Annotated in this window: 25 protein-coding genes; 9 read left to right on the forward strand and 16 right to left on the reverse strand. The window is 65.3% G+C overall.

The window, feature by feature from the left end; translation table 11 throughout:
• Nucleotides 1-6 precede the first annotated feature (6 nt).
• The 5 genes from lptE to HY019_RS00335 all read left to right on the forward strand — a co-directional run bounded on the left by lptE (nucleotide 7) and on the right by HY019_RS00335 (nucleotide 6,052).
• Nucleotides 7-648, forward strand: coding sequence for an LPS assembly lipoprotein LptE (lptE, locus tag HY019_RS00315; protein ID WP_290687418.1), 642 nt, complete (start codon nucleotides 7-9; stop codon nucleotides 646-648).
• 44 nt (nucleotides 649-692) lie between these two features.
• Entirely contained in the window at nucleotides 693-1,751 is a 1,059-nt protein-coding gene (holA, locus tag HY019_RS00320; RefSeq protein ID WP_290687419.1) for a DNA polymerase III subunit delta, read from the forward strand.
• Between the two features lie 191 nt (nucleotides 1,752-1,942).
• The gene (locus tag HY019_RS00325) at nucleotides 1,943-3,289 is read left to right on the forward strand and encodes a hypothetical protein (protein WP_290687421.1); all 1,347 of its coding nucleotides are present in this window, start codon (nucleotides 1,943-1,945) and stop codon (nucleotides 3,287-3,289) included.
• A gap of 123 nt (nucleotides 3,290-3,412) precedes the next feature.
• Nucleotides 3,413-3,613 carry a hypothetical protein gene (locus HY019_RS00330; RefSeq protein ID WP_290687423.1) on the forward strand — a complete coding sequence of 67 codons (201 nt, stop codon included), beginning with the start codon at nucleotides 3,413-3,415 and terminating at the stop codon, nucleotides 3,611-3,613.
• A 24-nt stretch (nucleotides 3,614-3,637) separates the two neighbouring features.
• On the forward strand, nucleotides 3,638-6,052 hold the full coding sequence (locus HY019_RS00335; RefSeq protein WP_290687425.1) for an EAL domain-containing protein: 2,415 nt from the start codon (nucleotides 3,638-3,640) through the stop codon (nucleotides 6,050-6,052).
• Nucleotides 6,053-6,097: 45 nt separating this feature from the next.
• Here the strand turns inward: HY019_RS00335 and HY019_RS00340 are convergent, their stop codons facing one another.
• Nucleotides 6,098-6,475 (reverse strand): thioredoxin family protein, encoded by a 378-nt coding sequence (locus HY019_RS00340; protein ID WP_290687427.1) that lies wholly within the window; start codon nucleotides 6,473-6,475, stop codon nucleotides 6,098-6,100.
• Entirely contained in the window at nucleotides 6,456-7,370 is a 915-nt protein-coding gene (locus HY019_RS00345) for a LysR family transcriptional regulator (RefSeq protein WP_290687428.1), read from the reverse strand. The genes HY019_RS00340 and HY019_RS00345 overlap by 20 nt, the downstream gene beginning before the upstream one ends.
• A gap of 118 nt (nucleotides 7,371-7,488) precedes the next feature.
• Here HY019_RS00345 and HY019_RS00350 point away from each other — a divergent pair, with 118 nt between their 5' ends.
• On the forward strand, nucleotides 7,489-8,130 hold the full coding sequence (locus HY019_RS00350) for an NAD(P)-dependent oxidoreductase (RefSeq protein WP_290687430.1): 642 nt from the start codon (nucleotides 7,489-7,491) through the stop codon (nucleotides 8,128-8,130).
• Between the two features lie 13 nt (nucleotides 8,131-8,143).
• Here the strand turns inward: HY019_RS00350 and HY019_RS00355 are convergent, their stop codons facing one another.
• Nucleotides 8,144-9,673, reverse strand: coding sequence for an aldehyde dehydrogenase (locus HY019_RS00355; protein WP_290687431.1), 1,530 nt, complete (start codon nucleotides 9,671-9,673; stop codon nucleotides 8,144-8,146).
• Nucleotides 9,674-9,783: 110 nt separating this feature from the next.
• Here HY019_RS00355 and HY019_RS00360 point away from each other — a divergent pair, with 110 nt between their 5' ends.
• On the forward strand, nucleotides 9,784-10,284 hold the full coding sequence (locus tag HY019_RS00360) for an Rrf2 family transcriptional regulator (RefSeq protein WP_290687433.1): 501 nt from the start codon (nucleotides 9,784-9,786) through the stop codon (nucleotides 10,282-10,284).
• Here the strand turns inward: HY019_RS00360 and HY019_RS00365 are convergent.
• The 4 genes from HY019_RS00365 to HY019_RS00380 form a co-directional block, all read right to left on the reverse strand.
• Nucleotides 10,268-10,549 carry a cytochrome C oxidase subunit IV family protein gene (locus tag HY019_RS00365; RefSeq protein ID WP_290687435.1) on the reverse strand — a complete coding sequence of 94 codons (282 nt, stop codon included), beginning with the start codon at nucleotides 10,547-10,549 and terminating at the stop codon, nucleotides 10,268-10,270. The two genes, HY019_RS00360 and HY019_RS00365, sit on opposite strands and share 17 nt — an antisense overlap.
• 7 nt (nucleotides 10,550-10,556) lie before the next feature.
• Nucleotides 10,557-11,162 carry a hypothetical protein gene (locus HY019_RS00370; protein WP_290687436.1) on the reverse strand — a complete coding sequence of 202 codons (606 nt, stop codon included), beginning with the start codon at nucleotides 11,160-11,162 and terminating at the stop codon, nucleotides 10,557-10,559.
• A gap of 7 nt (nucleotides 11,163-11,169) precedes the next feature.
• The gene (ytfE, locus tag HY019_RS00375) at nucleotides 11,170-11,838 is read right to left on the reverse strand and encodes an iron-sulfur cluster repair protein YtfE (protein ID WP_290687438.1); all 669 of its coding nucleotides are present in this window, start codon (nucleotides 11,836-11,838) and stop codon (nucleotides 11,170-11,172) included.
• A 109-nt stretch (nucleotides 11,839-11,947) separates the two neighbouring features.
• Entirely contained in the window at nucleotides 11,948-13,009 is a 1,062-nt protein-coding gene (locus HY019_RS00380) for a PEP-CTERM sorting domain-containing protein (protein ID WP_290687440.1), read from the reverse strand.
• A 194-nt stretch (nucleotides 13,010-13,203) separates the two neighbouring features.
• Here HY019_RS00380 and HY019_RS00385 point away from each other — a divergent pair, with 194 nt between their 5' ends.
• Nucleotides 13,204-13,830: a ParA family protein gene (locus HY019_RS00385; RefSeq protein ID WP_290687442.1), complete on the forward strand. Its 627-nt coding sequence runs from the start codon at nucleotides 13,204-13,206 to the stop codon at nucleotides 13,828-13,830.
• Here HY019_RS00385 and HY019_RS00390 read toward each other — a convergent pair.
• The 6 genes from HY019_RS00390 to HY019_RS00415 form a co-directional block, all read right to left on the reverse strand.
• Complete coding sequence (locus HY019_RS00390) at nucleotides 13,827-15,047, reverse strand: diguanylate cyclase (RefSeq protein WP_290687443.1); 1,221 nt, start codon at nucleotides 15,045-15,047, stop codon at nucleotides 13,827-13,829. The genes HY019_RS00385 and HY019_RS00390 overlap by 4 nt on opposite strands.
• 65 nt (nucleotides 15,048-15,112) lie before the next feature.
• Nucleotides 15,113-16,555: a DUF3138 family protein gene (locus HY019_RS00395; protein ID WP_290687444.1), complete on the reverse strand. Its 1,443-nt coding sequence runs from the start codon at nucleotides 16,553-16,555 to the stop codon at nucleotides 15,113-15,115.
• A gap of 58 nt (nucleotides 16,556-16,613) precedes the next feature.
• The gene (locus HY019_RS00400) at nucleotides 16,614-17,474 is read right to left on the reverse strand and encodes an ABC transporter permease subunit (protein WP_290687446.1); all 861 of its coding nucleotides are present in this window, start codon (nucleotides 17,472-17,474) and stop codon (nucleotides 16,614-16,616) included.
• Nucleotides 17,471-18,394, reverse strand: coding sequence for an ABC transporter permease subunit (locus HY019_RS00405; protein WP_290687448.1), 924 nt, complete (start codon nucleotides 18,392-18,394; stop codon nucleotides 17,471-17,473). The genes HY019_RS00400 and HY019_RS00405 overlap by 4 nt, the downstream gene beginning before the upstream one ends.
• Before the next feature lie 12 nt (nucleotides 18,395-18,406).
• Entirely contained in the window at nucleotides 18,407-19,543 is a 1,137-nt protein-coding gene (locus tag HY019_RS00410) for an ABC transporter ATP-binding protein (protein WP_290687450.1), read from the reverse strand.
• A gap of 21 nt (nucleotides 19,544-19,564) precedes the next feature.
• Entirely contained in the window at nucleotides 19,565-20,617 is a 1,053-nt protein-coding gene (locus HY019_RS00415; RefSeq protein ID WP_290687830.1) for a polyamine ABC transporter substrate-binding protein, read from the reverse strand.
• A gap of 329 nt (nucleotides 20,618-20,946) precedes the next feature.
• On the opposite strand from HY019_RS00415, the gene HY019_RS00420 reads away from it, so the two are divergent.
• On the forward strand, nucleotides 20,947-22,008 hold the full coding sequence (locus HY019_RS00420; RefSeq protein WP_290687451.1) for a PEP-CTERM sorting domain-containing protein: 1,062 nt from the start codon (nucleotides 20,947-20,949) through the stop codon (nucleotides 22,006-22,008).
• On the opposite strand, the gene HY019_RS00425 is transcribed toward HY019_RS00420, so the two are convergent.
• Genes HY019_RS00425 through HY019_RS00435 form a run of 3 tightly spaced genes read right to left on the reverse strand, consistent with a single transcriptional unit; the run spans nucleotide 21,953 to nucleotide 25,665 of the window.
• Nucleotides 21,953-23,353, reverse strand: a complete 1,401-nt coding sequence (locus tag HY019_RS00425) for an aspartate aminotransferase family protein (RefSeq protein WP_290687452.1) — start codon at nucleotides 23,351-23,353, stop codon at nucleotides 21,953-21,955. The genes HY019_RS00420 and HY019_RS00425 overlap by 56 nt on opposite strands.
• Before the next feature lie 38 nt (nucleotides 23,354-23,391).
• Nucleotides 23,392-24,759, reverse strand: a complete 1,368-nt coding sequence (locus HY019_RS00430; RefSeq protein WP_290687453.1) for a glutamine synthetase family protein — start codon at nucleotides 24,757-24,759, stop codon at nucleotides 23,392-23,394.
• 36 nt (nucleotides 24,760-24,795) lie between these two features.
• Entirely contained in the window at nucleotides 24,796-25,665 is an 870-nt protein-coding gene (locus HY019_RS00435) for a gamma-glutamyl-gamma-aminobutyrate hydrolase family protein (protein ID WP_290687454.1), read from the reverse strand.
• Between the last annotated feature and the right edge of the window lie 212 nt (nucleotides 25,666-25,877).

Consider the following 25,877-nt stretch of genomic DNA (forward strand, 5'->3'; position numbering starts at 1 on the left):
ATCATGATGAACAGCACACGACGCAACTGGCTGAGCCAGACCCGCCGCCTGACCATCGCCGTGGCCGCCATCGGCCTGATTGGCGCGAGCAGCGGCTGCGGCTTCAAGCTGCGCCGTGGCTACGACATGGCTTTCAAGACCATCCAGCTCACCGGCTTTGTGGGCACCTCGCCCATGGCCGCCGAGCTGGCACGTGCCCTGGAAGCCTCGGGCGTGTCCGTGGTTGACAGCACCCTGGCGGCCACGCAAGCGGCCTCGGCCAGCAGCGTGCCCAGCAGCCACATCGTGTTCGAGGCCCTGCTGGACAAGCGCGACATGGTGGTCTCGACCACCACGGCCTACGGCCAGATCCGCGACATGACGGCACGCAACACCCTGCGCTTTCAGATCAAGCGCGGGGACGGCAGCATCCTGCTGCCCGCCGCCGACCTCGCGCTGGCGCGTGAAATGACCTACAACGAAAAAGACGCCCTGGCCAAGCAGGACGAGCTCGCCGCCCTGCACACGGCCATGCAGTCCGACATCGTCAACCAGTTGCTGCGCCGCCTGGCGGCCATCCGGCCCGATCAGTTGATCACCCCGGTCGAGGCGCCCGTGCCGTCGGTCGTCCACGCGCCCTCGGCCCCTGACGCTGCCGCGTCGCGCTGACCGCCCAGCTGACCACCCCACCGACACCCGCACCCCAAGGCCCCATGCAACTGCGCCTGGACCAGCTCACCGCCCACCTGCAAAAAGCCGCCGGTGCGCTCAAGCCCATCTACACCCTGTATGGCGACGAGCCCCTGCTGGTGCAGGAAGGTGGCGACACCATCCGCCAGGCCGCACGCGCGGCGGGCTACACCGAGCGCCAGGTGCACACCGTCACCGGCGCCTACTTCGACTGGTCCAGCCTGCTGGGTGCGGCCAGCGAGATGTCCCTGTTCGGGGACAAGCAGTTCATCGAGATCCGCATCCCCTCGGGCAAGCCCGGCAAGGATGGCTCGCAGGCCCTGCAGCAGTATTGCGAGATGGCAGCAGGCAACGATGGCGTGATCACCCTGGTGTCCCTGCCCCGCCTGGACAAGACCCAGCAAGGCAGCGCCTGGTTCACCGCGCTGGACGGCATCGGCATGACCCTGCGCTGCGACCCCGTCGAGCGCCAGCAACTGCCCTTGTGGATCGCCCAGCGCCTGTCTGCACAAGGCCAGCAGGTCGAAGCCGGTGAAGCCGGCCAGCGCACCCTGGCCTTCTTTGCCGACCGTGTCGAAGGCAACCTGCTGGCCGCGCACCAGGAAATCGTCAAACTCGGCCTGCTGCACCCACCCGGCACGCTCACCATCGAACACATCGAAGAGGCCGTGGTCGACGTGGCCCGCTTCAATGTCTTCAAGCTCAGCGAGGCGGTGCTGTCCGGCCAGATCGAGCGCACCTTGCGCATGATCGACGGCCTGGAGGCCGAAGGCGAAGCCGCCGTGCTGGTGCACTGGGCCCTGGCCGAAGACATCCTGGCCCTGCACCGCGCCCGCACCGCGCTGGACGGCGGCAAGCCGCTGCCCATGGTGCTGCGCGAGCAACGCGTCTGGGGCCCGCGCGAGCGCCTGTTCGAGCGCATCCTGCCGCGCGCCAAGGCCCCCGCCCTGGCCCGCCTGGTGGCCTCGGCCAGCACGGTGGACGGCATCGTCAAAGGCCTGCGCCACCCGCAATGGCCCGAAGACCCGTGGGAAGCCCTGCGCCGCCTGGCGCTGCAGCTGGCCAAGGTCGCCAGCGCCTGAGCCGGCCAGGCCAGGCAAGGGCCTGCCCCTTCACTGAGGCCCCCCTGAGTCGGGGCCATCTGCCACCACCTCGGCGGCCATCAGCGCTGGAAAGCCCGCACAGGGCGGCTGGGGGGCGGTTGTTATAGTCCCTCGGCACCCGTTGGATGGCGCCTGATCAAAGGGCGTCGAACCCGAGCTGGAACCCTGTTGTGGCCGCCCCTGATCTGATCCCGCTGAACCGATCCGAACACATGTACTGGGCCGCCGAAGGCTACCTCGGCCCCATCAACATCCCCTTCATCCTGCGCTTTGATGCCCCCGTGGGCACCGAGCTCATGCGCCAGACCATGCGCGAGCTGGCGACGGCCTTTCCGCGCATGCGCGGCGTGATCGAGCCCACGGCCTTCAGCTACAAGCTGCGCCTCCTGAGCGACGAACGCCAGATCGACCAGCTGTTCGACGACGCCTTTCGCGTGCAGCAAGGCGTGGATGCCTCCTCGCGCGAAGCCTTGCGGGCCCTGCACGATGAGTTCATGAACCACACCATCTGCATGGAGCGCGGCCTGCCCTGGGTGGCGCGCTTCGTGCCGCACCCGACCCAGCCGGCCCTGCTGTTTGCGATCAACCACATCATCGGTGATGGCCGCTCCATGGTGCAGATGCTGTGCGCCATCATGGCCCGCCTCAGTGGCCAGCCCATGACCGCCTGCCAGATCGACAACCCCACCATGCTGCCGGCCGTGATGCCGCTCAAGTGGTGGCAATGGCCGGCCAACATCGCCCGCTGGTGGCGCAACAGCCGCGCCGACAAGGCGGCGGCAAGCGGGCGCCACATCGTCACGCTCAAACGCCACCCCAGCACGCGCTACACCACCACCGGCATCTGCTACCACGACATCCCCTGCCCGGCGGACACCATGAAGGCCCTGGCCAAGCAATACGGCACCACGGTCAACACCCTGCTGACCGCCATCGTCGGCAACACCTTCCTGGCCCTGGCCGAGCAGGACCCCAAGGCCACCGCCGCCATCCGCATCTCGGTGGACCTGCGCCGCTACTTTCCCAAACGATCGGCGCCCGAGTTCGGCAACTTCGTGCACTCCTTCACGATCCTGGCCAACCGGCAGGCCAGCATGGGCGAGCAAATCAACGATCTGGAAAACCAGGTCAAGACGCACCTGGCGCGCTACGCCTCGCGTGACTACGCCCTGCCCCTGCTGTTCTACGAGCTGCTGCCCCTGCTGGGCCGCAACCTGTTCAGCTACCTGATCTTCAACAGCAAGGCCAAAGGCACCCTGCCCACCCTGAGCTGCCACTTCAGCAACCTGGGCGCCTGCGAGTTCATCAACCCCAAGAACGCCAGCGTCCGGCTGCACGAGCTGTGGCCGGCCACGCTCAGCACGGTCTTCCTGATCGGCGCGGTGATCCTCAACGGCAAACAGTTCTTGTGCCTCGTCCATCAGCATGATGAAATTCCGCAAGAGGCGGTCGAGGCATTCCGCACCGAGTTCGATCGGCAGATTCAGCACGTCATGAAAGAGTCACAGCCGACGTGAAGTCCCACACGAAATGGGGTGTTTTTGCATCCCTCATGGGCACGCAGTACCCTTCACCACCGCGCCAAGATAGCCGATAGACAGAGGTCAGGAAAAAGTGACCCACGTTTCTAAAGGCTGTATATGGAACGGATCGACCAACAACAATCCAGTAAAAAGACGATTCCGGCAATCTGTGAACCTCAGGTACAGGCTCGGCCAGACAACGTGACGGAAATGTCAGCATGCAACTGGCTGGATACCGCCATGGCCATCTGGCTGCGCGACGATGACACCCGGCGCCTGACTCGCCCGGATCACGTCCCGGCCCCGGGCACCTGCTGATCGCCGAGGTCTACCCGCCCCTCCATGCTGCCTGCCTTCTTCAACCCGGAAAAGCTGCAGACGCGGATCGTTGCCGTGTACCTGGGCTTGCTCCTGGTCATCCAGGCCGCCAGCTACTGGTTCATTCAGGACAGCATCGACCACAACGCGCGCACGGCCATCCGCGCAGAGCTGACCACCAGCGAGCGTGTGTTCCTGCGCCTGCTCGGGCAGAACAACGCCAACCTGGACCAAGCCACGCGCGTGCTGTCGGCCGATTACGGCTTTCGCTCGGCGGTGGCCAGTGGCGACCAGGAGACCGTGCAGTCCGCCTTGGTCAACAACAGTGAACGCATCCACGCCAACCTGGCGCTGTTCACGGACAACGACTTCCAGCTCAAGGCCAGCACCATCCCCCATGCGGAACACTTCCTGGCCGCCGTGCGCCGCTACGCCAAGCAGATGCAGGCCGGCGGCGCGCAGCAATACCAGGTCGAGGTGATCGACGGGCTGCCCTACCAGATCGTGGCCGTGCCCGTGCGGGCACCCGCCACCATCGGCTGGGTGGGCATGGGCTTCAAGATCGACCGCCAGCTGCTGCAGGACATGAACAACCTGTCCGGCATGGAAGTGGCGCTCATGCTGCGCGAGAACAGCGGCGACTGGCGGGTGTCCGTCGCCACGATGGATGCCGCCAAGTGGCCGGCCCTGGCCGCCGCTTGGGAAAAGCCCATCAACGACGGCGATGCCCAAGGCGTGGCCATGCGCGTGGGCGGCACCGAATACAGCGCCTTGCCGGTGATGCTGCCGGGTGCACCGGGCCAATCCCCCACCACCGCGCTGCTGATGCGCTCGGTGGACAAGGCACTGGAGCCCTTCAACCAACTCAAGTTCAAGCTGCTGCTGCTGACCGCCGTGGGCCTGGCCGTGTTCGCCATGGGCAGCCTGGTCACGGCACGGCGCATCACCACCCCGCTGCGCGTGCTGTCCAGCTCGGCGCGCCGCCTGGAGCGGGGTGACTACGGCGCCGAGGTCCGCACCGCCTTCAAGGGCGAGATCGGCGAGCTGGCCCAGTCCTTCGAGACCATGCGCCAGGCCATCCAGGCCCGTGAAGGCGAGATCCGCCGCCTGGCTTACCAGGACGCCCTGACCGACCTGCCCAACCGCGAGCAGTTCCGCCACGACCTGCGCCAGGCCATCCAGAAGACCGACGAAGATGGCACCCCCTGCGCCGTGCTGCTGCTGGACATGGACCGCTTCAAGCACGTCAACGACGTGCTGGGCCACCGCTTTGGCGACCGCCTGCTGCGCGCCGTGGCCGAGCGCCTGCGCAACGACGCCCTGACCGAACGCGATGTGCTGGCCCGCCTCAGTGGCGACGAGTTCGCCATCTTGCTGCAAGCCACCGATGCCAAGGCCGCCTTCCCGGTGGCCCAGCGCATCCTGGCCGCCTTCGAGCGCCCCATCACCCTGGACGACCACACCGTGGACCTGGGCGCCGGCATCGGCGTGGCCAGCAGCCCCGAACACGGCGTGGACGCCGACACCCTGCTCAGCCGCGCCGAGGTGGCCATGTACGCCGCCAAGCAGAACCAGTCCGGCACCGTGACCTACCACCCTGGCCTGGACTCCACCAGCGAAGAGTCGCTGACCATGCTCAGCGAGCTGCGCTCGGCCGTCGACCAGGACCAGCTGCGCCTGTTCCTGCAACCCAAGATCAACCTGCGCACGGGCGAGGTGCTGGGCGCCGAAGCCCTGGTGCGCTGGGAGCACCCGGTGCGCGGCATGGTGCCGCCCATGCGCTTCATCCCCTTTGCCGAGCAGACGGGCTTTGTGCGCGTGCTGACCATGTGGATGATCGAGCAGGTCGCCCAGATGAGCCACTCGCTCACCGAGCAGGGCATGCGCATGAAGCTGGCGGTCAACCTGTCCACCCGCGACCTGATGGACCAGGAGCTGCCCAACAAGCTCGAAAAGGTGCTGGAACGCTACAGCATCGAACCCGGCCTGCTGGTGCTGGAGATCACCGAAAGCGCCATCATGGACGACCCCCAGCGCGCACTGCAGACGCTCAACCGTCTGCACACCATGGGCCTGAAACTCTCCATCGACGACTTCGGCACGGGCTACTCCTCACTGGCCTACCTCAAGCGCCTGCCGGTGGACGAACTCAAGATCGACAAGTCCTTCGTGATGAACATGGAGAGCGACTTGCAAGATGCCAAGATCGTGCGCTCCACGGTAGACCTGGCCCACAACCTGGGCCTGACCGTGGTGGCCGAAGGCGTCGAAAGCGCCAAGTCCTGGAAGCTGCTCGACAGCCTGTCTTGCGACGAGGTGCAGGGCTACTTCATCGCCAAGCCCATGCCCGGCGCCCAGTTCGCCAACTGGGTCAAGCAGTGGACCCCGCCGGACACCACGCACGAACACCTGCCCAGCGAATTTGCGGACATGTTCTGAGTGACCTGGTGCGCCCGTTCGCAGGGCGCCATTCAAAGCGCGTTTTCAAAGCGCCTTGGCCAGCGCCTTGAACGCCTCGACCTGATCGGCCGGCAAGCCCAGCAAGGTGGCACTGGGCACGGCCCCTTGCGCAGCCTGATGCTGCTGCACCTCCACCAACCTTTGCGCATCCCCCAGGCGCGGCAGCACCGGCCCGGCAAACATCACCTGGCCCTGGTAGGCCACCAGCAGCGTCGGGAAGGTTTCGATGTCCACATCGCCCACGAAATCGGCCTCGTCCTCGATGTCGATCCAGCGGTAGCGGTGCCCGGGTTTGGCCTTTTGCAACTCGGCGAAGGTGGCCTCGTACTCGCGGCAGGTGCCGCACCAGGCGGCGCACAGGCACACAACGTCAAGAACGGCATCAAGAATGGGCGCGGACATGCTCCGATTGTGTCACCAGCCGCGCGAGGGCATCGAGCGCCACCTGCACCTTGGGTGTGCCCGCGCTGCGTGGCTGCATGACCGCGTACATGTCCAGCGGCGGGGCCTCCCATTGCGGCAGTACCCTCTGCAGTCGGCCTTGGGACAGGGCCTCGCGCACGTCCCACTCGGCCAGCAAAGCCACACCCAGGCCCGCCTCGCACATGTGCTGCACCCAGGCCTGGTTGTTCCCGCTCACACGCACCGGCCAGTGCACGTGGTGCTCAGGCCCCTGCCCTTGCCATTGCAGGCCTGTGCGCGGGGCGCTGCCCCCGGTGTCCAGCGCCACCCACTCGAAAGGCCCGGCCTCATCCGGGTGGGCGGGCTGGCCGCAACGCGCCAGGTAGGCCGGCGAGGCACACAGGACCATGGCCATGGTGCCCAATTTGCGTGCCACCCAGTTGCTGTCGGGCAGGCGCCCGAAACGCACCGCCACGTCGATGCGCTGGCCCACCAGGTCGCTCATGGCGTCGTCGGCCAGCACGTGCAGCTTCAGGCCGGGGTGGCGCAGCAGCACCGGCGCCAAGGCCCGGCTCAGGTGGGCCAGAAAGCCCGCCGGTGCGGTCATGCGCAGCTCGCCCGTGGGCGCGTCCTTGATGGTCTGCAAGGCCTGCTCGGCGCGGCGGGCGGCGTCCACCATGGCCACGCACTCGCGGTGAAAGGACTCACCCGCCGTGGTCAGCCGCAGCTGGCGCGTGGTGCGGGCCAGCAAGGGCAGGCCCAGGCTCTGCTCCAGCGCGCGGATCTGCTGGCTGACGGCCGAGGTGGTGGTCCCCAGCGCCCGGGCCGCCGCGCCAAACGAGCCCTGCTCCACCACCGTCACCAGCGTGGCCATGCGCTTGAGTTGATCAAACATGAAGGTTTTCTAAACAATGATTGCCTATTTTGGGGACTTCCAGGCTGATTGTGAAGCCCGTATCGTTCAGGCATCGGCTCAAGGCCTCACGTCACGCACTTTCCAAAAGGACACCACCATGCACATCGCACTCATTGGCGCCACAGGTTTCGTCGGTTCGGCCATCCTCGCCGAGCTCCTGCAACGCGGCCACCAGGTCACCGCCCTGGCCCGTGACCCCAGCAAGGTCGCCGCACAAGCCGGCCTGACCGTGGTGCAGGCCGACGTGCAGCAAGCCAGCCAGGTCGCGCAGGCCGTGAAGGGTCACGACGCCGTCATCAGCGCCTACAACGCGGGCTGGGCCAACCCCAATCTGTACGAAGACTTCATGGCCGGCAGCCGCGCCATCACGGCGGGCGTGAAAGCCGCCGACGTGCAGCGCCTGCTGGTTGTGGGTGGTGCGGGCAGCCTGTATGTGGCCCCCGGCGTGCAGCTGGTGGACACGCCCGAGTTCCCCGCGCAATGGAAGGTGGGCGCCACCGCGGCCCGTGACGCACTCACGCTGCTGCAAGGCGAGCCCGATCTGGCCTGGACCTTCATCTCGCCGCCCGTGATGCTGCACCCCGGCGAGCGCACCGGCGCCTTCCGCCTCGGTGGCGACGAGGTGCTGATGACGGACAAGGGCCCCGCCGAGATCTCCACACCCGACCTGGCCGTGGCCATCGTCAACGAGATCGAAGCGCCGCAGCACCTGCGCCGCCGCTTCACCGTGGGTTATTGAGACCCGGCCCGGCTCACGCGCCGTTGATCCGGATCCAGGTGGTCTTCAACTCGGTGTACTTGTCCAGCGCATGCAAGGACTTGTCCCGCCCGTTGCCGGACTGCTTGTAGCCCCCGAAGGGCACGGTGATGTCGTCTTCGTCGTACTGGTTGACGTGCACCGTGCCCGCCTTCAAGGCCCGCGCCACGCGATGGGCCCTGTCGATATGCTGGCTCCACACGCTGGCTTGCAGGCCATAAGGCGTGCCATTGGCGATGCGGATCGCCTCGGCCTCGTCCTTGAAGCGGATCACGCTGAGCACCGGCCCGAAGATTTCTTCTTGCGCGATCTTCATCTCGTGGCGCACGCCATCGAACACCGTGGGCTGCACATACTGCCCGCCCGTATCGGCCAGCGCCTGCGCCCCACCGGCCACACAACGCGCGCCTTCCTGGCGGCCGGCGTCGATGTAGCCCAGCACCGTGCGCAACTGGCCTTCGTCCACCAGGGCGCCCATCACCGTGGACGGGTCCAGCGGATCAGCGGGCTGGTAGCGCGGGGTCTGCGCCACAATGCGCGCCACCATCTCATCCGCCACCGATTCGTGCACCAACAAGCGTGATGGTGCATTGCACGATTCACCCTGGTTGAAGAACAACGAACCGGCCACCGTGTCCGCCGCGCGCTCGATGCTGTCGGCGTCATCGAACACGATGAAGGCCGACTTGCCCCCCAGCTCGTTGAACACGCGCTTGAGGTTGCTCTGCGCCGAATAGGCCAGCATCTGGCGGCCCACGCGGGTCGAGCCGGTGAAGCCCAGGGCGTCCACGTCCATGTGCAAGGCCAGGGCCTGCCCTGCCTCATGGCCGTAACCCGGCACCACATTGAACACGCCTTCGGGCAGGCCCGCCTTGATGGCCAGCTCGGCCAGCTTCAAGGCGCTCAATGGCGATTTTTCAGAAGGCTTGAGCACCACGCTGTTGCCGCAAGCCAGCGCCGGCCCCAGCTTCCAGGCCGCCATCAGCATGGGGTAGTTCCAAGGCACGATGGCGCCCACCACACCCACCGGCTCGCGCTGGATCAGGGCCAGGGCCGTGTGGGCCGTGGGCGCGATCTCGTCATAGACCTTGTCGATCGCTTCGCCGAACCAGTTGATGCAACGCGCGGCCAGTGGCACGTCCACGCTCAGGCTGTACTGGATGGGCTTGCCCATGTCCAGCGTCTCCAGCAGGGCCAGCTCGTCCTTGTGCTGGAGCATCAGCTCGGCAAAGCGTTGCAGCACCCGCTTGCGATCGGCCGGAGCCTGGCGGGCCCAACGGCCGTCTTCAAACGCGCGACGGGCCGACTGCACGGCCGCGTCCACATCGGCCGCATCGCATCGGGCCACCGCAGTGAGCGCCCGTCCATCAATGGGCGACTGCCCCTCAAAGCTGGCGCCGCTGCGCGCTGCCACACGTTGCCCCTCGATGAAGGCACGGCCATCGATGCGGCCCTCGGCAATCAAGGCATCGGCGCGGTCTCGCCAGATGCGGGCCTGGGGGCTGGCGACTTGGAAGGCGGTCATGGCGGGGCTCCGGCAATCTGTGCAAGGTCTTTGCGCTTAGTCTAGCCATCTGTGCCCCCTGCCGCGCGAAACTCGCAGACAATGGACCACATGAGCCGGAATGATTTGACATGCGCCTGACCGTCTACACGGACTACACGCTCAGGGTGATGATGTTCCTGGCGATCAAGCATCGCTCGGGAGAGTTGTCACGCATCGATGACATCGCCCAGGCTTACGCCATCTCCCGCAGCCACCTGACCAAGATCGTGCACGAGTTGGGGCACAGCGGCCTGGTGGTCACCGTGCGCGGGCGCAGCGGCGGCATGCAACTGGCCCGCCCACCCGAGCAGATCACCGTCGGCGAGATCGTGCGCCTGGCGGAAAAAGACTTCGCCGTGGTGGCCTGCCATGACCCCGACACCCTGGACATCTGCACCATCCAGCCGGCCTGCAATCTGCAGCGCGTGCTGCGGCGCGCGATGGCGGCCTTCATGCGCGAGCTCGATGGCCTGACGCTGGCCGAAGCCATCACCGCCCCGGCGGCGGCGGCCAGCCTGCTGGGCCTGGCCACCGAGGTACCCGTTGCCATGCCCATCAAGGGCAGCGGCCGCGTCAAGACACCCGGTTGACCGTCAAGGCAATGACGACGAGCCCGATGGGGCCGTAAGCCATGAAGATGTTGATCGCCCACTGAAAGGTCGGGCTGGCATGGCCCAACTCCAGGAAGCGGCGCGCCACGATCTGCGCCTTGATCCACACCAGCGCCGCCACCACGAGGGCCGATGCCGAGACACCGTGGCCCTGGTGCGTGAGCATCAGGCTGAGCGCAGAGAGCACGACCAGCGCCAGCCAGGCCAGCGCCGCGCCCTTGTTCGATGACAGCTTGTGGTTCATGTCGGCCTCACACAAAGGCATAGAAGAACGAGAAGATCATCAACCAGACGATGTCGGTGGCGTGCCAGTAGATGGCCAGCGCCTCGACGCTGCGCTGGTTGAAACGGTTCAGCCACACGCAGGTGGTCAGCCACGTCATGCCCATGATCCCCCACGAGGCGTGGATCAGGTGGTTGAGCGTGAGGTAGTAGTACACCGTGACGAACACATTGCCCGCCGCGCTCAGGTGGTGCGCGTTGTTGGACTGGATCTCCAGGTACTTGATGACCGGGTACAGGCAGGCACAAAGCAGCGCCGCCAGGATCCACCAACGCGCTGCGCGCTGCTGGTTGGCCCGCAACGCGTCCACGGTGCGGGACATGAAGAAGCCCGCGCTGACCATGACCAAGGTGATCGCCATGCCTGACAGGGCCGACAGGCGCCCCGCCCCATCGCGGAAGGCGCTGGGGTCCAGCACGCGGGCGCCAAAGTACACGGCAAACAGCACCGAGAACTCGAAGAACTCCAGGCAGATGCCGACCCACATGCCGGTATAGCCCAGCGCCGGGCCAGGCTCCGCACGAGGCGGGGTGGGCGGGGCGGACAAGAGGGGGGCAGCAGCTGCGATGGCCATGGCTCACTCACGCGGCGCTGCGCGCCTGGTCGAACAACACATTGTTTTCCAGATGGATGTGGGCCATCAGGTCCTTGCGGAAGGCGCGCAAGCCCAGGTACAGGGCCTGCCAGGTGTTGCAGGCACCCGGTGGCGGCGTCATGTCCTGAGTCAGGGCCTCCACGCGCTCAAGGTTTTCACCATGGTGGTCGTGCTCACCCAGCATGACCTCGATCGGCCCCTGCGAAGCGCCGTACTGCTGCGCCTTGAGCAAGGGGAAGAGGATGCTTTCCTCGCGCTCCATGTGGCTGGCCAGCTCCGAGTTCATCTCGGTCAGCAATTTCGTCAGGCCCAGCGGGCAGGCGGGGTGGTCGCGGTGCACGGCCTCGACACGCTTGGCCAGCCGTGCCAGCTCGGGCAACTGCTCGCGGTGGCGCTCATGGAAGTAGGACTGGATGTGGTCCACCAGTTCGGGCATGTCTTGCGCGGCCCACTGGCGCGGCGCTTCCTGCGCCTGCGACACCAACTGCGCCAGCCGCGCCACGATCGGTGCCGGGTCCAGGCCCTTCTTGGCCGTGGCCTCTTGCAGGGTGTGGGCGCCACCGCAGCAGAAGTCGAGCTTGTGGTCATGGAACACGTCGGTTGCGCCGGGCACTTCGCGGGCGATCTGCCCCAGGGATTGCTGCAGGAAGGTCATGGTTGGTCTCTACACCGTTAAAACATTCATCAATGGTATATGTTTTAGGCCAAAAAGAAAGCCCCGCCCCCATGAGAGGCGAGGCCATCACGTCAATTCCTGATCCAGATCAGGACGGGTTCACCAGGGTGCGACGGCGCCAGACCAGGCCCACGAGCCCCAGCCCCATCAACAAATAGGTCGAGGGCTCGGGGATGGCGGGCACGTCCAGCGGCTGCTGGAAGTAGGCGCCGGCACCCACGTTCATCAGGAACACGCCGGTCATTTCGGTGTCACTGTCATTGACCAGGGCCACCGACAGGTGACGCGACTGCGGGTCCAGCGTCGCGGGGTCCATCGAGTTGTAGACACCAACCGAGTCCCCGGTCCAGGCGTACGCATCCTGCATGTCGGCCACATAGTCAGACCACGAGGCGTAGCTGCCGATCAAGGGGCGCGAGGCGACCCCTCGGCCGATGCTCAGCTGCGCAAAGGCCGAGACCGTCGGGTTGTAGGCACTGTTGGGGTCGTCCCAAGGCACCATCATGCCGGCGGCCAGGCTGGCTTGCACGGCGGCGTCACCCTCCAGGACAAGCCTGGTATGGGCCGACAAGGTGAACTGCACGGGTTGCATGGGCGACCAGGGCTGGAGCGTGATGGCCCCCGTCTCGTAATTGGTGTCCATGGGATGGTCGTACAGGTAGGAGCCCGATGAGGCCGTGCTGTACACCTCATAGACCTTGCTGCTGGCGCCGTTCCAGGTGGTGGCCTTGCTCAGGGCATCCGCGCCCACGCGCGTCGTGGCCGAAAGGCCATTGGGGCCAACCGAGACCGTGCCGGTGCCATCGGTGGCAGCCAGATTGCTTACCTGGCCAGGCAGTGGCGCATTGAAGTAGGTATCCTGCCAGTACGGCGTCACGGCATTGCCCGTGTCCGCCTCGCGCAGCACCTGGCCGGTTGTGTAGGCCCAGCCTTGCTGTTCGTAGACCGTGTCACCGACCGGTTGCCCGAACTGGATCCAGGTAGCGCCGCCAGGCTGCGGCGCCAGCGATTCCAGTTTGAAAGCGACGTTGCTCAATGAAGCCGAGCCACTGGCCAGATCGCCCGTCGATTGCGCCTGCGCCGCCATGCCCGACATGACACAAGCCAACACCAACGCAGAACGCACAGGCGCGAAACAAGCTACCTTCATGGCATTTCCTCCCTCATCGTTGAATGATCATTTATGAGGAGTGAGTTTAGGCGCCACGACGCCCGCTGTATCCCCCTCAGGTACGGGAGCATGGCCAGCGCCCTACACGGGTTTTCGCGGGTAGCCACGAAGAGGGCCATGCGCAGGCTGCATGGGTCACAATAGCTTTCCGAGCTGCTGATGAGGAGGACACCATGCCGGTGATCGTGGTCGCCAATCCAAAGGGCGGTGTGGGCAAATCCACGCTGTCCAGCAACATCGCGGGCTACTTCGCCCGCCAGGGTCATGCCGTGATGCTGGGCGACGTTGATCGCCAGCAGTCCTCACGCCTGTGGCTCAAGCTGCGCCCCGACAACCTCCCCCAGATCCAGAGCTGGGACATCACCGACGACCACATCGCGCGGCCACCCAAGGGCACCACGCACATCGTGCTGGACACCCCGGCCGGCCTGCATGGCCCCGGCCTGGAGGCGGTGATGAAGCTGGCCGACAAGGTCATCGTGCCCTTGCAGGCCAGCGTGTTCGACATCTACGCCACGCAGGATTTCCTGGCCGAGCTGGCCGGGCGCAAGAAGGGTGACAAGGCCAGCAAGGCCCAACTGGCGGTGGTGGGCAACCGCATCAAGGACCACACCAAGGCCACCGAGCACCTCAAGGAGTTCCTGCAGACGCTGGACATCCCCTTGCTGGGCCTGCTGCGCGACACCCAGAACTACGCCCACCTCGCCGCACACGGCCTGAGCCTGTGGGATGTGGCCGCGACCAAGGTCGACAAAGACCTGGATCAATGGGCGCCGATACTCAAGTGGCTCAAGGATTAGCTTGATGCCCCCTCGTCCTGCCCCACCGTCCGGCACTGGATGGTGTGGCGGCCCGCCGCCTTGGCTTCGTACAAGGCGGCATCGGCCTCGTCGGTCAGGCTCTGCGCGCTCGTGGCCCCCAGGGGTACGCACACTGACACGCCGATGCTCACCGTGACAAACGGTGCGGTCAACGACGCCTCGTGCGGCAGCTTCAGGGCATCGACCTTGGCGATCAGCCTGGCCGCCAGTTCGCACGCCCCGTCTTCGGTCGTGCCCGGCAGCAAGATGACGAACTCCTCGCCGCCATAGCGCGCCGCCACGTCCCCCGGCCGGCGCACCACCCCGCCGATGGCGCCGGCGATCTCGGTCAGGCAGTGGTCGCCCGCCGGGTGGCCATAACGGTCGTTGTAGCGCTTGAAGTGGTCCACATCGATCATCAGCAGGGCCAGGCTGGCGCGGTTACGCCGTGCGCGGTCCCACTCGCTGCTCAAGGCCTCGTCGAACACCCGCCGATTGGGCAGGCCGGTGAGCGCATCCCTGCGGGCCAGCTCGGCCAGCTCCACATTGAGCCGCTGCACCTCCTGGCGCTCATGGCTCAACTGCATGGACTGCAGGAACATCATGCGGTCCTTGTCTTCGCGCATGGCCACCACCGACATCACCACGGTGGTCGTCAACAGGTAGTGCCCGAAGAACAGCAAGCCATAGTGAAGGTTCGCCAGCCAGGGCACGGCCAGAAAGGGCAGCCCGCCCAGCACACAGCCCTTGACGCACGCCCGGATGGGCAACTGCAGCGACAGCGTGCCAATCAGCACCACCAGCAAGGTGATGTAGACCTGATTGATGGCCAGCAAGGTACTGGCCAGGTTGAAGCCGGCCACCACCTTGATGGCGATGATCAGGCCCAGCACCCAGGGGATCCATGTTTCGTATGACAGGCGCTGGGCAGGTTGGTGCGCCACCAGCAGCCCCAGCAGGATCGCCACCACCACCACACCCTCTGTCGAAAACAGCAAGGTCAGGTCCGGGCCGTGCAGCTCGGCCGTGTAGAAGACCAGCGTGAAGGCCTGAAAGGCGATGAAGCTGACGGGCAGCAGCGGCCCCCACAGCTTCACCAGGCGGTTGAACTCCTCCAGGCGCTGCGCACGGTAAGCCCGCTGCAGCTCCAGCGGGATCGGATCCAGCCAGCGCCGCTGCTTCAGCAACTGATCAAAGTCATTGCGCGGATCGCCCATGCAGCACACTCCTCACGCCGTCACGCGCCACCATGGGCATGGACAGCCCCGTGTTCGCGCATTGATCAGAAACTCACCACCACAGCGGTGCTCAGTAACTGGTTGCTCTTCGTGGCCTCGCGCGACTTGGTATCCAGGAAGACAGGGCCCGTGGCCCAGTCGTAGCGGTATTCCAGCTTGAAGACCGTGCTCAGGTTGAAGGCGTAGTTCATGCCAATGGTGAGTGCGGCGCGGTTGACACCCTTTTGCTCATCGATGAAGGTGTTCGGCCTGTCAAAGATGTCATAGCCATCCACTGCGGGTCCGATCCCGTTGACGCCATCGGCTTGCGAATAGGTCAGCAGACCACCACCGTTCTTGCGGTTAAAGATGTAGTCGAAGCGAGCAACACCCTCGAAGCGCGGCTCGAACTTGTAGGCCACCAAGCCAGAGAGACCCGACCACAACGCGCTGCGCAACTCGCCTTGGGCTCCAGCAATGATGGATGCCTTTTCCTGACGCCCCCAACTCAGCTGTCCCTGCACGGTCCAGTCGCCACGGATGAAGTAGGCGTCGAACTCGAACAGATCCACGCGCGAGTCACGCTGAGGAACCACGTCCCCCATGACGTCCACCACGTTTTCTGATCCATTGTGCGCCTTCCCATGCACCCCCGCAAACCCAAACCCCTGGAACTCGCCTTTGGCATAGTCCACGCGGTAAGCCAGCACCGGTGTCTTCTCGTTGGCGTTGCGCTTGCTGGCGTTCATGTTGGCCACCACGCCCTTGACGATCCACTTGTCGCGCGTGATCTCCATGCCGGCGCCGGTGTAGGCCGTGGGCAAGGTCAGGTCGAACAGCAGGTTGTGCGTGATCAGCTTGTTGAGCGTGGGCTGCAGGTACTCGTAGCCTGACCAGTCCGGGATGTGGCCGGCAATGAAGCGCGTCTGCAGGTCGGTCAGCGGGATGGACACCGAGGCCTCGTGCAGGATGGAGGCGCTGCCTTCGGACACCGCCTGCGTGCTGCGCTGTGGCGACAAGGTCAGGCGCCAGCGCGAGCCGCCGTCGGTTTCCTTGACAAAGTCGATGGCGGCCGAGCCGATGTAGGAGTTGTCATAGGTATAGCCACCATCGCCCACCGCGTTCAAGAACTGGAAGCCCGCCCGGTGCTGGCGCTGGTTGAAGACAAAGGTCGGGTCCATGTAGCCGCTGACCTTCAGGCCCTTGAAGCCCAGCATGTCGCGCGAGTCTTCCAGCGCCTCGGTCTTGACGGCGATGCGGTTGAAGTCCTGCTGCTGCTCCGGGGTCATGCCGGGGGTGGGGGCATCGGCTTCCTTGCTGGCCTCTTTGCTGGCTTGTTTGCTCGCCTGCGCTTCCAGCTTCTTTTCCAGCTCGCCCACACGGGCCTTCAGGGCGCGCAGCTCGTTGAGCAGGTCTTGGGTCGTGTCAGCCTGCGCGGGGGCGGCGGCGCACGCCAGGCAGGCGGCCAGTGCCACGGGCATCAGGGACCAGGTCAGTTTGTGCTTCATCTTGCTGTGCTCCTTGTTTCATTCACGATTGCGAAGGCCTGGACGAGGCCTGTGGACTTCAGGCCCTTGTTGCCTGCGCGATTTCCTGCGCGCGCCGCCGCTCGGCACGGGCCAGCGCATAGCTGCCCCCCACCACGGCCAGCGACACCACGGCGATCACCACGGTGGCCACCGCATTGATGCTGGGGTCCAGCCCCAGGCGCGCCCGCGAGAAGATCACCAGTGGCAGGGTGGACGAGCCCGGCCCCGACAGGAAGGCCGCCAGCACCACGTCGTCCAGCGACAGGGTGAAGGTCAGCAGCCACGCCGAAGCCAGGGACTGCGCGATCATCGGCAGGGTGATCAGGAAGAAGACCTGCAGGGGCCGTGCGCCCAGGTCCTGCGCGGCTTCTTCCAGTTGCGGATTGAGGTCTTGCAGACGGGCCTGGATCACCACCGTGGCATAGGCCATGCCCACCAGCAGGTGCCCCAGCCAGATCGTGAGCATGCCGCGCTCGGGGTAGCCCAGTGCACGCTGGATGGACACCAGCATCAGCAGCAAGGACAGCCCGATGATGACCTCGGGCATCACCAGCGGTGCGTTGATCATGCCCACCATGAGCGTGCGGCCACCAAAGCGCTTGAACTTGGCCAGCCCCCAGGCCGCCAGCATGCCCAGCACCACGGCAGCCGAGGCCGTGCAGAACGCGATCTTGAGCGACAGCCACAGGCCACCGAGGATCTCGGTGTCTTCAGCCAGCTTGGCAAACCACTGCAAGGTGAAGCCGCCCCACACCGTGGGCAGGGGCGAGTTGTTGAACGAGTACACCACCAGCGCCACGATGGGTAGGTACAGGAAGACGAAGCCGGCCGTCAGCCAGGCCCGCGCGATCCATTGCCCGCGCCGCTGGTAAGCCGGGATGGCCAGGGGCTTGCTCATCGGTGAGCCTCCTGGTCGGCCTGCGCCTTGTTGAACAGCGCCAGCGGCACCAGGATCAGCAGGATCATCACCACCGCCACGCTGGACGCCATGGGCCAGTCGTTGTTGGCAAAGAACTCGTCCCACAGCACGCGCCCGATCATCAGCGTCTGCGGGCCACCCAGCAGCTCGGGGATCACGAACTCACCCACGCAGGGTATGAACACGAGCATGGAGCCTGCCACGATGCCCGCGCGGGACAGCGGCACGGTCACCTTCCAGAAAGTCACCCAGGGCGTGGCACCCAGGTCGGAGGCGGCCTCCAGCAGGCGCATGTCCATCTTGGACAGGTTGGCGTACAGCGGCAGGATCATGAAGGGCAGGTAGGTGTAGACCATGCCCAGCACCAGCGAGAAAGGCGTGTTCATGTACTGCCCCGGCCCGGGGATCAGGTTCGTGGCGATCAACAACTGGTCAATGTGCAAGGCGTCCAGCACCGTCGCCACCCAGCCGCCTTCGGTCAGCAGGCCCTTCCATGCGTACACCCGCAGCAGGAAGGAGGTCCAGAAGGGCAGCATCACCATCATCAACAAGGCGGGCTGCACGGCCTTGGCAGCACGCGCCATGAAATAGGCGAAGGGGTAACCCACCATCAGGCACAGTGCGGTCGTGATGCCGGCGTACTTCAGGCTGGCCAGGTAGGTCTTGAAATACAGGTCGTCCTGCGTGATGAACAGGTAGTTGCTCAGCTTGACGCGCACCTGCAAGACGCCGTCCACCCAGGTGATCAGGTCCTTGAAGGCCACCGTCTCCATCTCGGAGATGCTGATCTTGAGCACGATCAGGAAGGGCAGCATGAAGAACAGCAGCAGCCACAGATAGGGCACGCCGATCACACTGCGGCCGGCCCAGGTCAGCTTTGGCTTGGCGATGCTGCTCATGCCCGGCCCACCTTATTGAGTCAGCACCACATGGGCACTGGGCAGCCACCAGGCATAGGCTTCGTCGTCCCAGCTCAGGGTGTCATCCGGGTGGCGCTCGGTGTTGCTCTGCGTGACCTTGAGGATGGCCCCACTGGGCATCTGCAGGTGGTAGAGCGTGTCGCTGCCGAAATAGACCATGTCCTTCACGCGCCCCTTGACCTGGTTGTAGGGCGCGGGGGCCATGCCCTCTTCCTGCACAGGGGGCTTGCGCGAGATGCGGATCTTTTCGGTGCGCAGCGCCACCGTCACCGGCATGCCGGTGTGGCCGGTGATGCCGTGGCCCACGTAGTGCCGCACATCCGGGCAGGTGATCTCGACGTGCGCGGCCTCGTCCACCTCCAGCGTGCCGTCCATCAGGTTGACGTTGCCGATGAAGTCCGCCACGAAGCGGGTGGCCGGGGTTTCGTAGATCTCGCGTGGCGAGCCCACTTGCAGGATGCGGCCTTCGCTCATGACGCCGATGCGGCTGGCCATGGCCATGGCCTCCTCCTGGTCGTGCGTCACCATCACGCAGGTCACGCCCACGGTCTCGATGATGTTGACCAGCTCGATCTGGGTCTCTTCGCGCAGCTTCTTGTCCAGCGCACCCAGGGGCTCGTCCAGCAACAAGAGCTTGGGCTGCTTGGCCAGGCTGCGTGCCAGGGCCACGCGTTGCTGCTGCCCGCCTGAGAGCTGATGCGGTTTGCGGTGCGCGAACTTGCCCAGCTGAACCAGCTTGAGCATGGCCTCCACGCGCTCGCTGATCTGGGCTTTGGGCAGGCCCTCGCGCCGCAGCCCGAAGGCGATGTTGTCCCACACGCTCAGGTGCGGAAACAGCGCGTAGGACTGGAACATCATGTTGATGGGCCGCTGATAAGGCGCCAGCTGCGCCTGGTCCTGCCCGCCCAGCAGGATGCGGCCCGAGGTGGGCAGATCAAAGCCCCCCAGCATGCGCAGCAGCGAGGTCTTGCCGCAGCCGGAAGGCCCCAGCAAGGCGAAGATCTCACCCTTGACGATGTCCAGCGACACCCCATCGACAGCGCGGAACACGCTGCCGTCTTGCGCACCGAAATCCTTGATCAGCTTGTCGATGCGCAGGAAGGCCTCAGCCGGATCACCAACGCTCATGCCGGGCCCCTTTGGTGTGGCTTACAGGCCGGTCTTGAACGAGGTGTAGATGCGCGTCATCTGGCGACGGATGTCGTTGTTGAGCGCTTCGGGTTGGGCCATCTTCTTCATCTCGGACTCGGGCGGGAACACGGCCGGGTCATTGGCGATCTCGGGCTTGACGAACTTGCGTGCCGCCAGATTGGGGTTGGCGTAGAACACCTTGTTGGTCAACGACGCATGCACCTCGGGGCGCATGATGTAGTTCATCCACAGGTGCGCGTTCTCGGGGTGAGGTGCATCCGCAGGGATCACCATGGTGTCCATGAAGATCACGCCGCCCGTCTTGGGTGTCAGCGTCTTGATGTTCTGGCCGGTGCGGCCTTCCAGGGCGCGGTTCTTGGCGATGTTGATGTCGCCCGAGTAACCGAAGGCGGCACAGATGGAGCCATTGGCCAGGTCATTGATGTAGCCGGTCGAGCTGAACAGCGTCACATAAGGGCGGATGGACTTGAGCAGCGGCGGCACGGCCTGGTAATCGGCGATGTTCTTGCTGTAGGCGGGGCGGCCCAGGTAGTGCAAGGCAGCGGGCACCACTTCGGTGGGGGAGTCCAGGAAGGACACGCCGCAGCTCTTGAGCCGGCTGATGTACTCGGGCTTGAAGACCAGGTCCCAGGTGTTGTCCGGCATGGGCAGGTCACCCAGGGCGGCCTTGACCTTGTCGACGTTGATGCCCACCGTGGTGTAGCCCCACATCCAGTTGACCATGTACTGGTTGCCTGGGTCCAGGCGAGCCAGCTGAGCCAGGATGGCCGGATCGATGTTCTTCAGATTGGGCAGCTTGGCCTTGTCGACCTTCTGCAGCAAGCCGCCATCGGCCTGCATCTTGGCCCAGTAGGACGAGGGCACGACGATGTCATAACCCGTCTTGCCGGCCACCAGCTTGGCGTGCACGATCTCGTTGGAGTCGAACACGTCATAACGCACCTTGATGCCGTACTCCTTCTCGAAGTTGGCCACTGTGTCCGGCGCAATGTAGTTGGACCAGTTGTAGACGTTGAGCACCTTCTCTTCTTCGGCATGGGCCGTGCCCATAGCCGTCAGCGCCAGCAACGTGGCGGCGCACAGCGGGTTCAAAAAGGTCTTCACAGTCGTCCTTGCGGTCATGGTGTCCAGCTCCTTGAAGTCGTTGGTATTGTCTGCGCATCTTGCGCTCAAGTCCAAGCCGATCGCCCAAGGCGCCAGCGGTCAAACCCCTATCCACGAAGCAATTGTTGCGCCAAAAGAACGCTGCAAGCCAAGCGGCACGAAGCCCCGTTGGCGCCACGAGCCCCCCACAGGTGGGAGCCTGCACGGCCCATTGCCAACCCTAGAATCTGGGCGGCGCCAAGCGCCTCCAAATACACATATTCAGGGAACATCAAATGAGAACCATCTGTCATGGGCGCCCTTGCCTGGGCGTTGCACTGGCCTTGCTGTTGAGCACAAGCGGCGGCCAGGCCCTGGCTCAACTGGGCCCGGTATCGCCCGCCAACGCGATCTCCGTCCTGCCCTCCTTCCAGGAGGGGCAACTCAACCATTGGTATGTATCGGCGTCCAACACGCTGGCCAGCGTGGCGGGCGAATCGGCCGGCGACGATGCCGGCATGGACTCGGCGATGTTGCTGGGGCTGGCCAAGCCGATCACCAAAGTGGTGGCAGGCGAATACGACACCGCCTCGGCCTATGCGGCGGTCTCACCGACCAAATTGAGCGTGGCCGCATTCACCAGCACCGGACAGAGCTTTTCCGACGTGCACGCCATGGGCTTGGCCATGGCCGGTGTCAGCTACTTCACCATCATGGACCAGCCAGGCACCGTCAAGATGGACTTCCATCTCTCAGGCACCTTGACGTCGCGCACGGCGGGTTCGACAGCCGCCGTGATGGTGATGGCGCTGGGTTCGGGCGTCGATGAAGGCACGCTGGCTGCGCTGGATCAGGCAAGCCAGGGCGGAGAGGTGGATGTCTTGCAAGTCATGCAGACGCTGCCCCAGATCAACGATGTCCACGCGCGGGTCTTCAGCGCCCAGCACACCGATGGCATGGGCGGCACCGACACCTTCGACAAGGACTTCTCCGTGTCCGCCGAAGGCATGGCGTTCGCCTGCCCGGAGATCGGCGCAGGCCGGGCTTACTGCGGCAAGTACTTCTACGGCTTCAGCCTGGGCATCGACGCCGTCAGCACAAACAACGCGAACGCCGATTTTGCGCACACCCTGACGGTCACCGGGCTGCAAGTGCCCCAGGGGGCGACGCTCACGTTCGACGCTGGCGCAGCCGTGCCGGTCACCACCAGCGCCGTGCCGGAGCCCTCATCCGGGGCCATGAGCCTGCTCGGACTGGGCATGGTCGCTGGCTTCCTGGCCCGCCGCCGCCAGCGGCGTGGCATCAAACCCAGCCGCGGCCTTGCAGGTCAGCCAGGGTCAGGTCCAGGCAATGCCTGATCAGCCCTGTCAATTCATCGATCTGGACACGCGTCATCACCAAGGGCGGCGCGATGATCATGCGGTCCCCCACCGCCCGCATGATCAGCCCGTTGCCAAAACAATGCCCCCGGCAGACCATGCCCACTGACTGGTCTGCCGCAAACGCCTCGGCCGCTTGATCGCCCTGCGCCTTGCGCCGCACCAGCCTGATCGCCCCCATCAGCCCGCAGGTCTCGGCCTCGCCCACCAAGGGGTGCGCCGCCAGCGCCGCAAACTGCGCGGCCAGATACGGGCCGGTGTCGTCATGCACGCGCTGCACCAGGCCCTGCTCTTCGATCAGCTGCAGGTTGGCCAGCGCCACGGCACAGGCCACCGGGTGGCCGCTGTAGGTGTAGCCGTGTGCAAACTCGCCACCTTGCTCGATCAGCACCTTGGCCACGCGCTCGCCCACCAGCACACCGCCCAGCGGGATGTAGCCCGAGGTGACCCCCTTGGCAAAGGTGATGAGGTCAGGCTTGTAGCCAAAGCGTTCGCAACCGAACCAGTGGCCGGTGCGCCCGAAGCCGCAGATCACCTCGTCGGACACCAGCAAGATGCCGTATTGATCGCAGATGCGCTGGATCTCGGGCCAGTAAGTGTCAGGCGGGATGATGACGCCGCCCGCGCCCTGTACCGGCTCGCCAATGAAGGCCGCCACCTTGTCGGGCCCGACCTCCAGGATCTTGGCCTCCAGCCAGGAGGCGGCGCGTTTGCCGAAGTCGTCCTTGCTTTCGCCGGGCCGGCCGTGCTGCACGAAATAGGGCTGGTCGATGTGGACGATGCCAGGGATGGGCAGGCCGCCTTGGGCGTGCATGTCCGTCATGCCCCCCAATGAGGCACCCGCCATGGTCGAGCCGTGGTACGCGTTGAAGCGGCTGATGAGGGTGTGGCGCCCCGGCTGCCCCATCAAGTCCCAATAGCGGCGCACCAGGCGCACCACCGTGTCATTGCCCTCCGAGCCCGAGCCGCTGAAGAACACATGCTCGAAGCCGGGCGGGCTGAGCTGCGACAGCTTGTGCGCCAGCGCGATGGCCGGCATGGTCGTGGTCTGGAAGAAGGAGTTGTAGAACGGCAGGGTCGTGAGCTGCTCGGTGGCCGCGTCGATCAAGGCCTTCTGCCCATAACCCACGTTCACGCACCACAGCCCACTCATGGCATCGAACAGCTTGTGGCCCTCGCTGTCCCACAGGTAGATGTTGTCGGCCTTGGTGATGACACGCGTGCCCTTGGCCGCCAGCGCCTTGAAGTCGGTGAAGGGGTGCAGGAAGTGGGCAGCGTCCAGCGCCTGCCACTCGGCGGTGCTGTGTTCGAAGGTGGGGCTCATGGTGGGTCCTCGTTATCTTTATCAATGGTGCGGCGGCATCACACGTGCAGCAGCAGGTGCTCGCGCTCCCATGGCGAGATCACCTTCATGAACTCGGCGTGCTCGACGTCCTTGATCTCGGTGTACACGGTGATGAAGTCCTGCCCCAGCACCTCGGCCAGATCGGCCTCGTCACGCAAGAGGTTGACGGCCTCACCCAGGCTGCGCGGCAGCTGGTAGTCGCCCAGATAGGCGTCCCCCCTGCATTCCGGCGAAGGCTCGATCTGCTTGATGATGCCCAGGTAGCCGCAGGCCAGTGTGGCGGCCATGGCCACATAGGGATTGGCGTCCGATCCGACCACGCGGTTCTCGATGCGGCGGGCGGCGGGCGTGGCCACGGGTGAGCGGATGCCCACGGTGCGGTTGTCCGTGCCCCACTGGATGTTGATCGGCGCCGCATTGGAGCGCACCAGGCGGCGATAGCTGTTCACATACGGCGCGAACAAGGCCATGGCCGAAGGGATGTAGCGTTGCAGACCGCCGATGAACCAATAGAAGGCCTTTGACGGCGAGCCATCCGCGTTGCTGAAGATGTTCTGCTGCGTGACCTTGTCCACCACGCTCTGGTGGATGTGCATGGCGCTGCCCGGCTCGTTGGCCATGGGCTTGGCCATGAAGGTGGCGTACATCTCGTGGCGCAGCGCCGCCTCACGGATCGTGCGCTTGAAGAAGAACACCTCGTCGGCCAGGCCCAGCGGGTGGTCGTGAAAGAAGTTGATCTCCATCTGCCCGGCGCCCACTTCGTGGATCAGGGTGTCCACGTTGAGCTCCATCTTCTCGCAGTAGTCGTAGATGTCTTCGAACAGCGGGTCGAACTCGTTGACGGCATCGATCGAATAGGCCTGGCGCGAGGTCTCGGCGCGGCCACTGCGGCCCTTGGGCGGCTTGAGCGGCATGTTCGGGTCCACGCTGCGCTCGATCAGGTAGAACTCCAGCTCGGGCGCCACCACGGGTGACCAGCCCTGATCGTCATACAGCTGGCACACACGCTTGAGCACCGATCGAGGCGCATACGGGATCAGCTTGCCTTCGCGGTCATAACAATCATGGATGACCTGGGCGGTCGGGTCCGTGGCCCAGGGCACGATGCGCACGGTGGCCGGGTCGGGCTGCAGGTGCATGTCCCGGTCGGTGGGTGTGATCACGTCGTAATACGGCCCGGAAGCCGGGAACTCGCCGGTGACCCCGATGGCCACGATGCCTTCGGGCAGGCGCATGCCGCGGTCTTCGGTGAACTTCTCGCGCGGCAGGATCTTGCCGCGCGCCACGCCGGTCAGGTCAGGGACGAGGCATTCGATCTCGGTGACACGCCGCTCGTTGAGCCATTGCTCCAGATCGCTGAAGCTGCCGGGTAACTTGCTTTGCATGTCATCACCTAAGTTCTGTGTTGAACGGGTTGGAAACTAACGTCGCTCGGGGCGCGGCACGGGCTCGACGTGGTCCGAGCCATGCCCCGTGGTCGCAGACCGAGGCGCGGCCTGGTAAACGGCACAGGCTGCCCCAAAGGCGTGGAAGATCTTTTGCGAAACCGGGTTGCTGGCGGCCTGCCACTCGGGGTGCCATTGCAGGCACAGATTGAAGCCGCCATGCACCGCTTCGGTGTCGTCTGCACCGGGGTGCCACGAGAAGGCCTCGACCACGCCATCGGGCGCCAGCGCCTCGATGCGCACGCCCTCGGCCAGCCGCCTCACGCCTTGCCCGTGCAGGCTGTTGACCATGAACTCGCCACCCTGGAGCACCGGCTCGGTCAAACCGTGCAGGGCGCGGTCCAGCTCCCCGCCGTGAATCAGCTTGACGGGATGGGACAGGCCATATTCCTCTTCAACCGGTTTGCTGCCATCGCCGCGGTGGTCCATCAGGCCTGGTTGCTCGTGCACAGCCTGGTAAAGCGAGCCCCCCAAGGCGACGTTGACCTCCTGAAAGCCCCGGCAGATGCCCAGCAAAGGCATGCCCCGGCGCAAGGCCATCCTGATCAGGGGCAGCGTCCACGCGTCGCGTTCGGGGTCCAGCGGCAGGGTTTCGTCCAGCACGGCCTCGCCGAAATGGCTGGGGTGGACGTTGGAGGGTGAGCCGGTCAGCAAGATGCCGCTGGCGATGTCCAGCAAGGCTGGCAACTCGTCTGCTTGTGCAGCGGGCACCACCAAGGGTACACAACCCGCCATGCGCACCGCATCGATGTACTTTTTGCCCGCGACATGGAAGGGATGACGCCCGAGGATGCGCTGACAGGCGGGCACCAGCACAAGGGGCGGGTGAATCTGGTTTGCACTCATGATGCCACTCGCTGCAAACAGTGTGCCAAAGCCGTTACAACTGTCAACCGGGGTGCAGCTCAGGGTGTTGTCAAAGCCGTGAAATCAGGCCGGCGATGCCAAGCAGCTGATGTCACACGCTGCCTAACATTTGCTTGCACATTGGTAGGGCAAAGCGGGCCCCCAAGCGGGGGTAGGCCCGGTCCGGGCAGGGCCTTTTGCGCTAACTTCCC

The sequence above is a fragment of the Aquabacterium sp. genome, from assembly GCF_016195855.1.
Lineage (GTDB): Bacteria > Pseudomonadota > Gammaproteobacteria > Burkholderiales > Burkholderiaceae_C > Aquabacterium.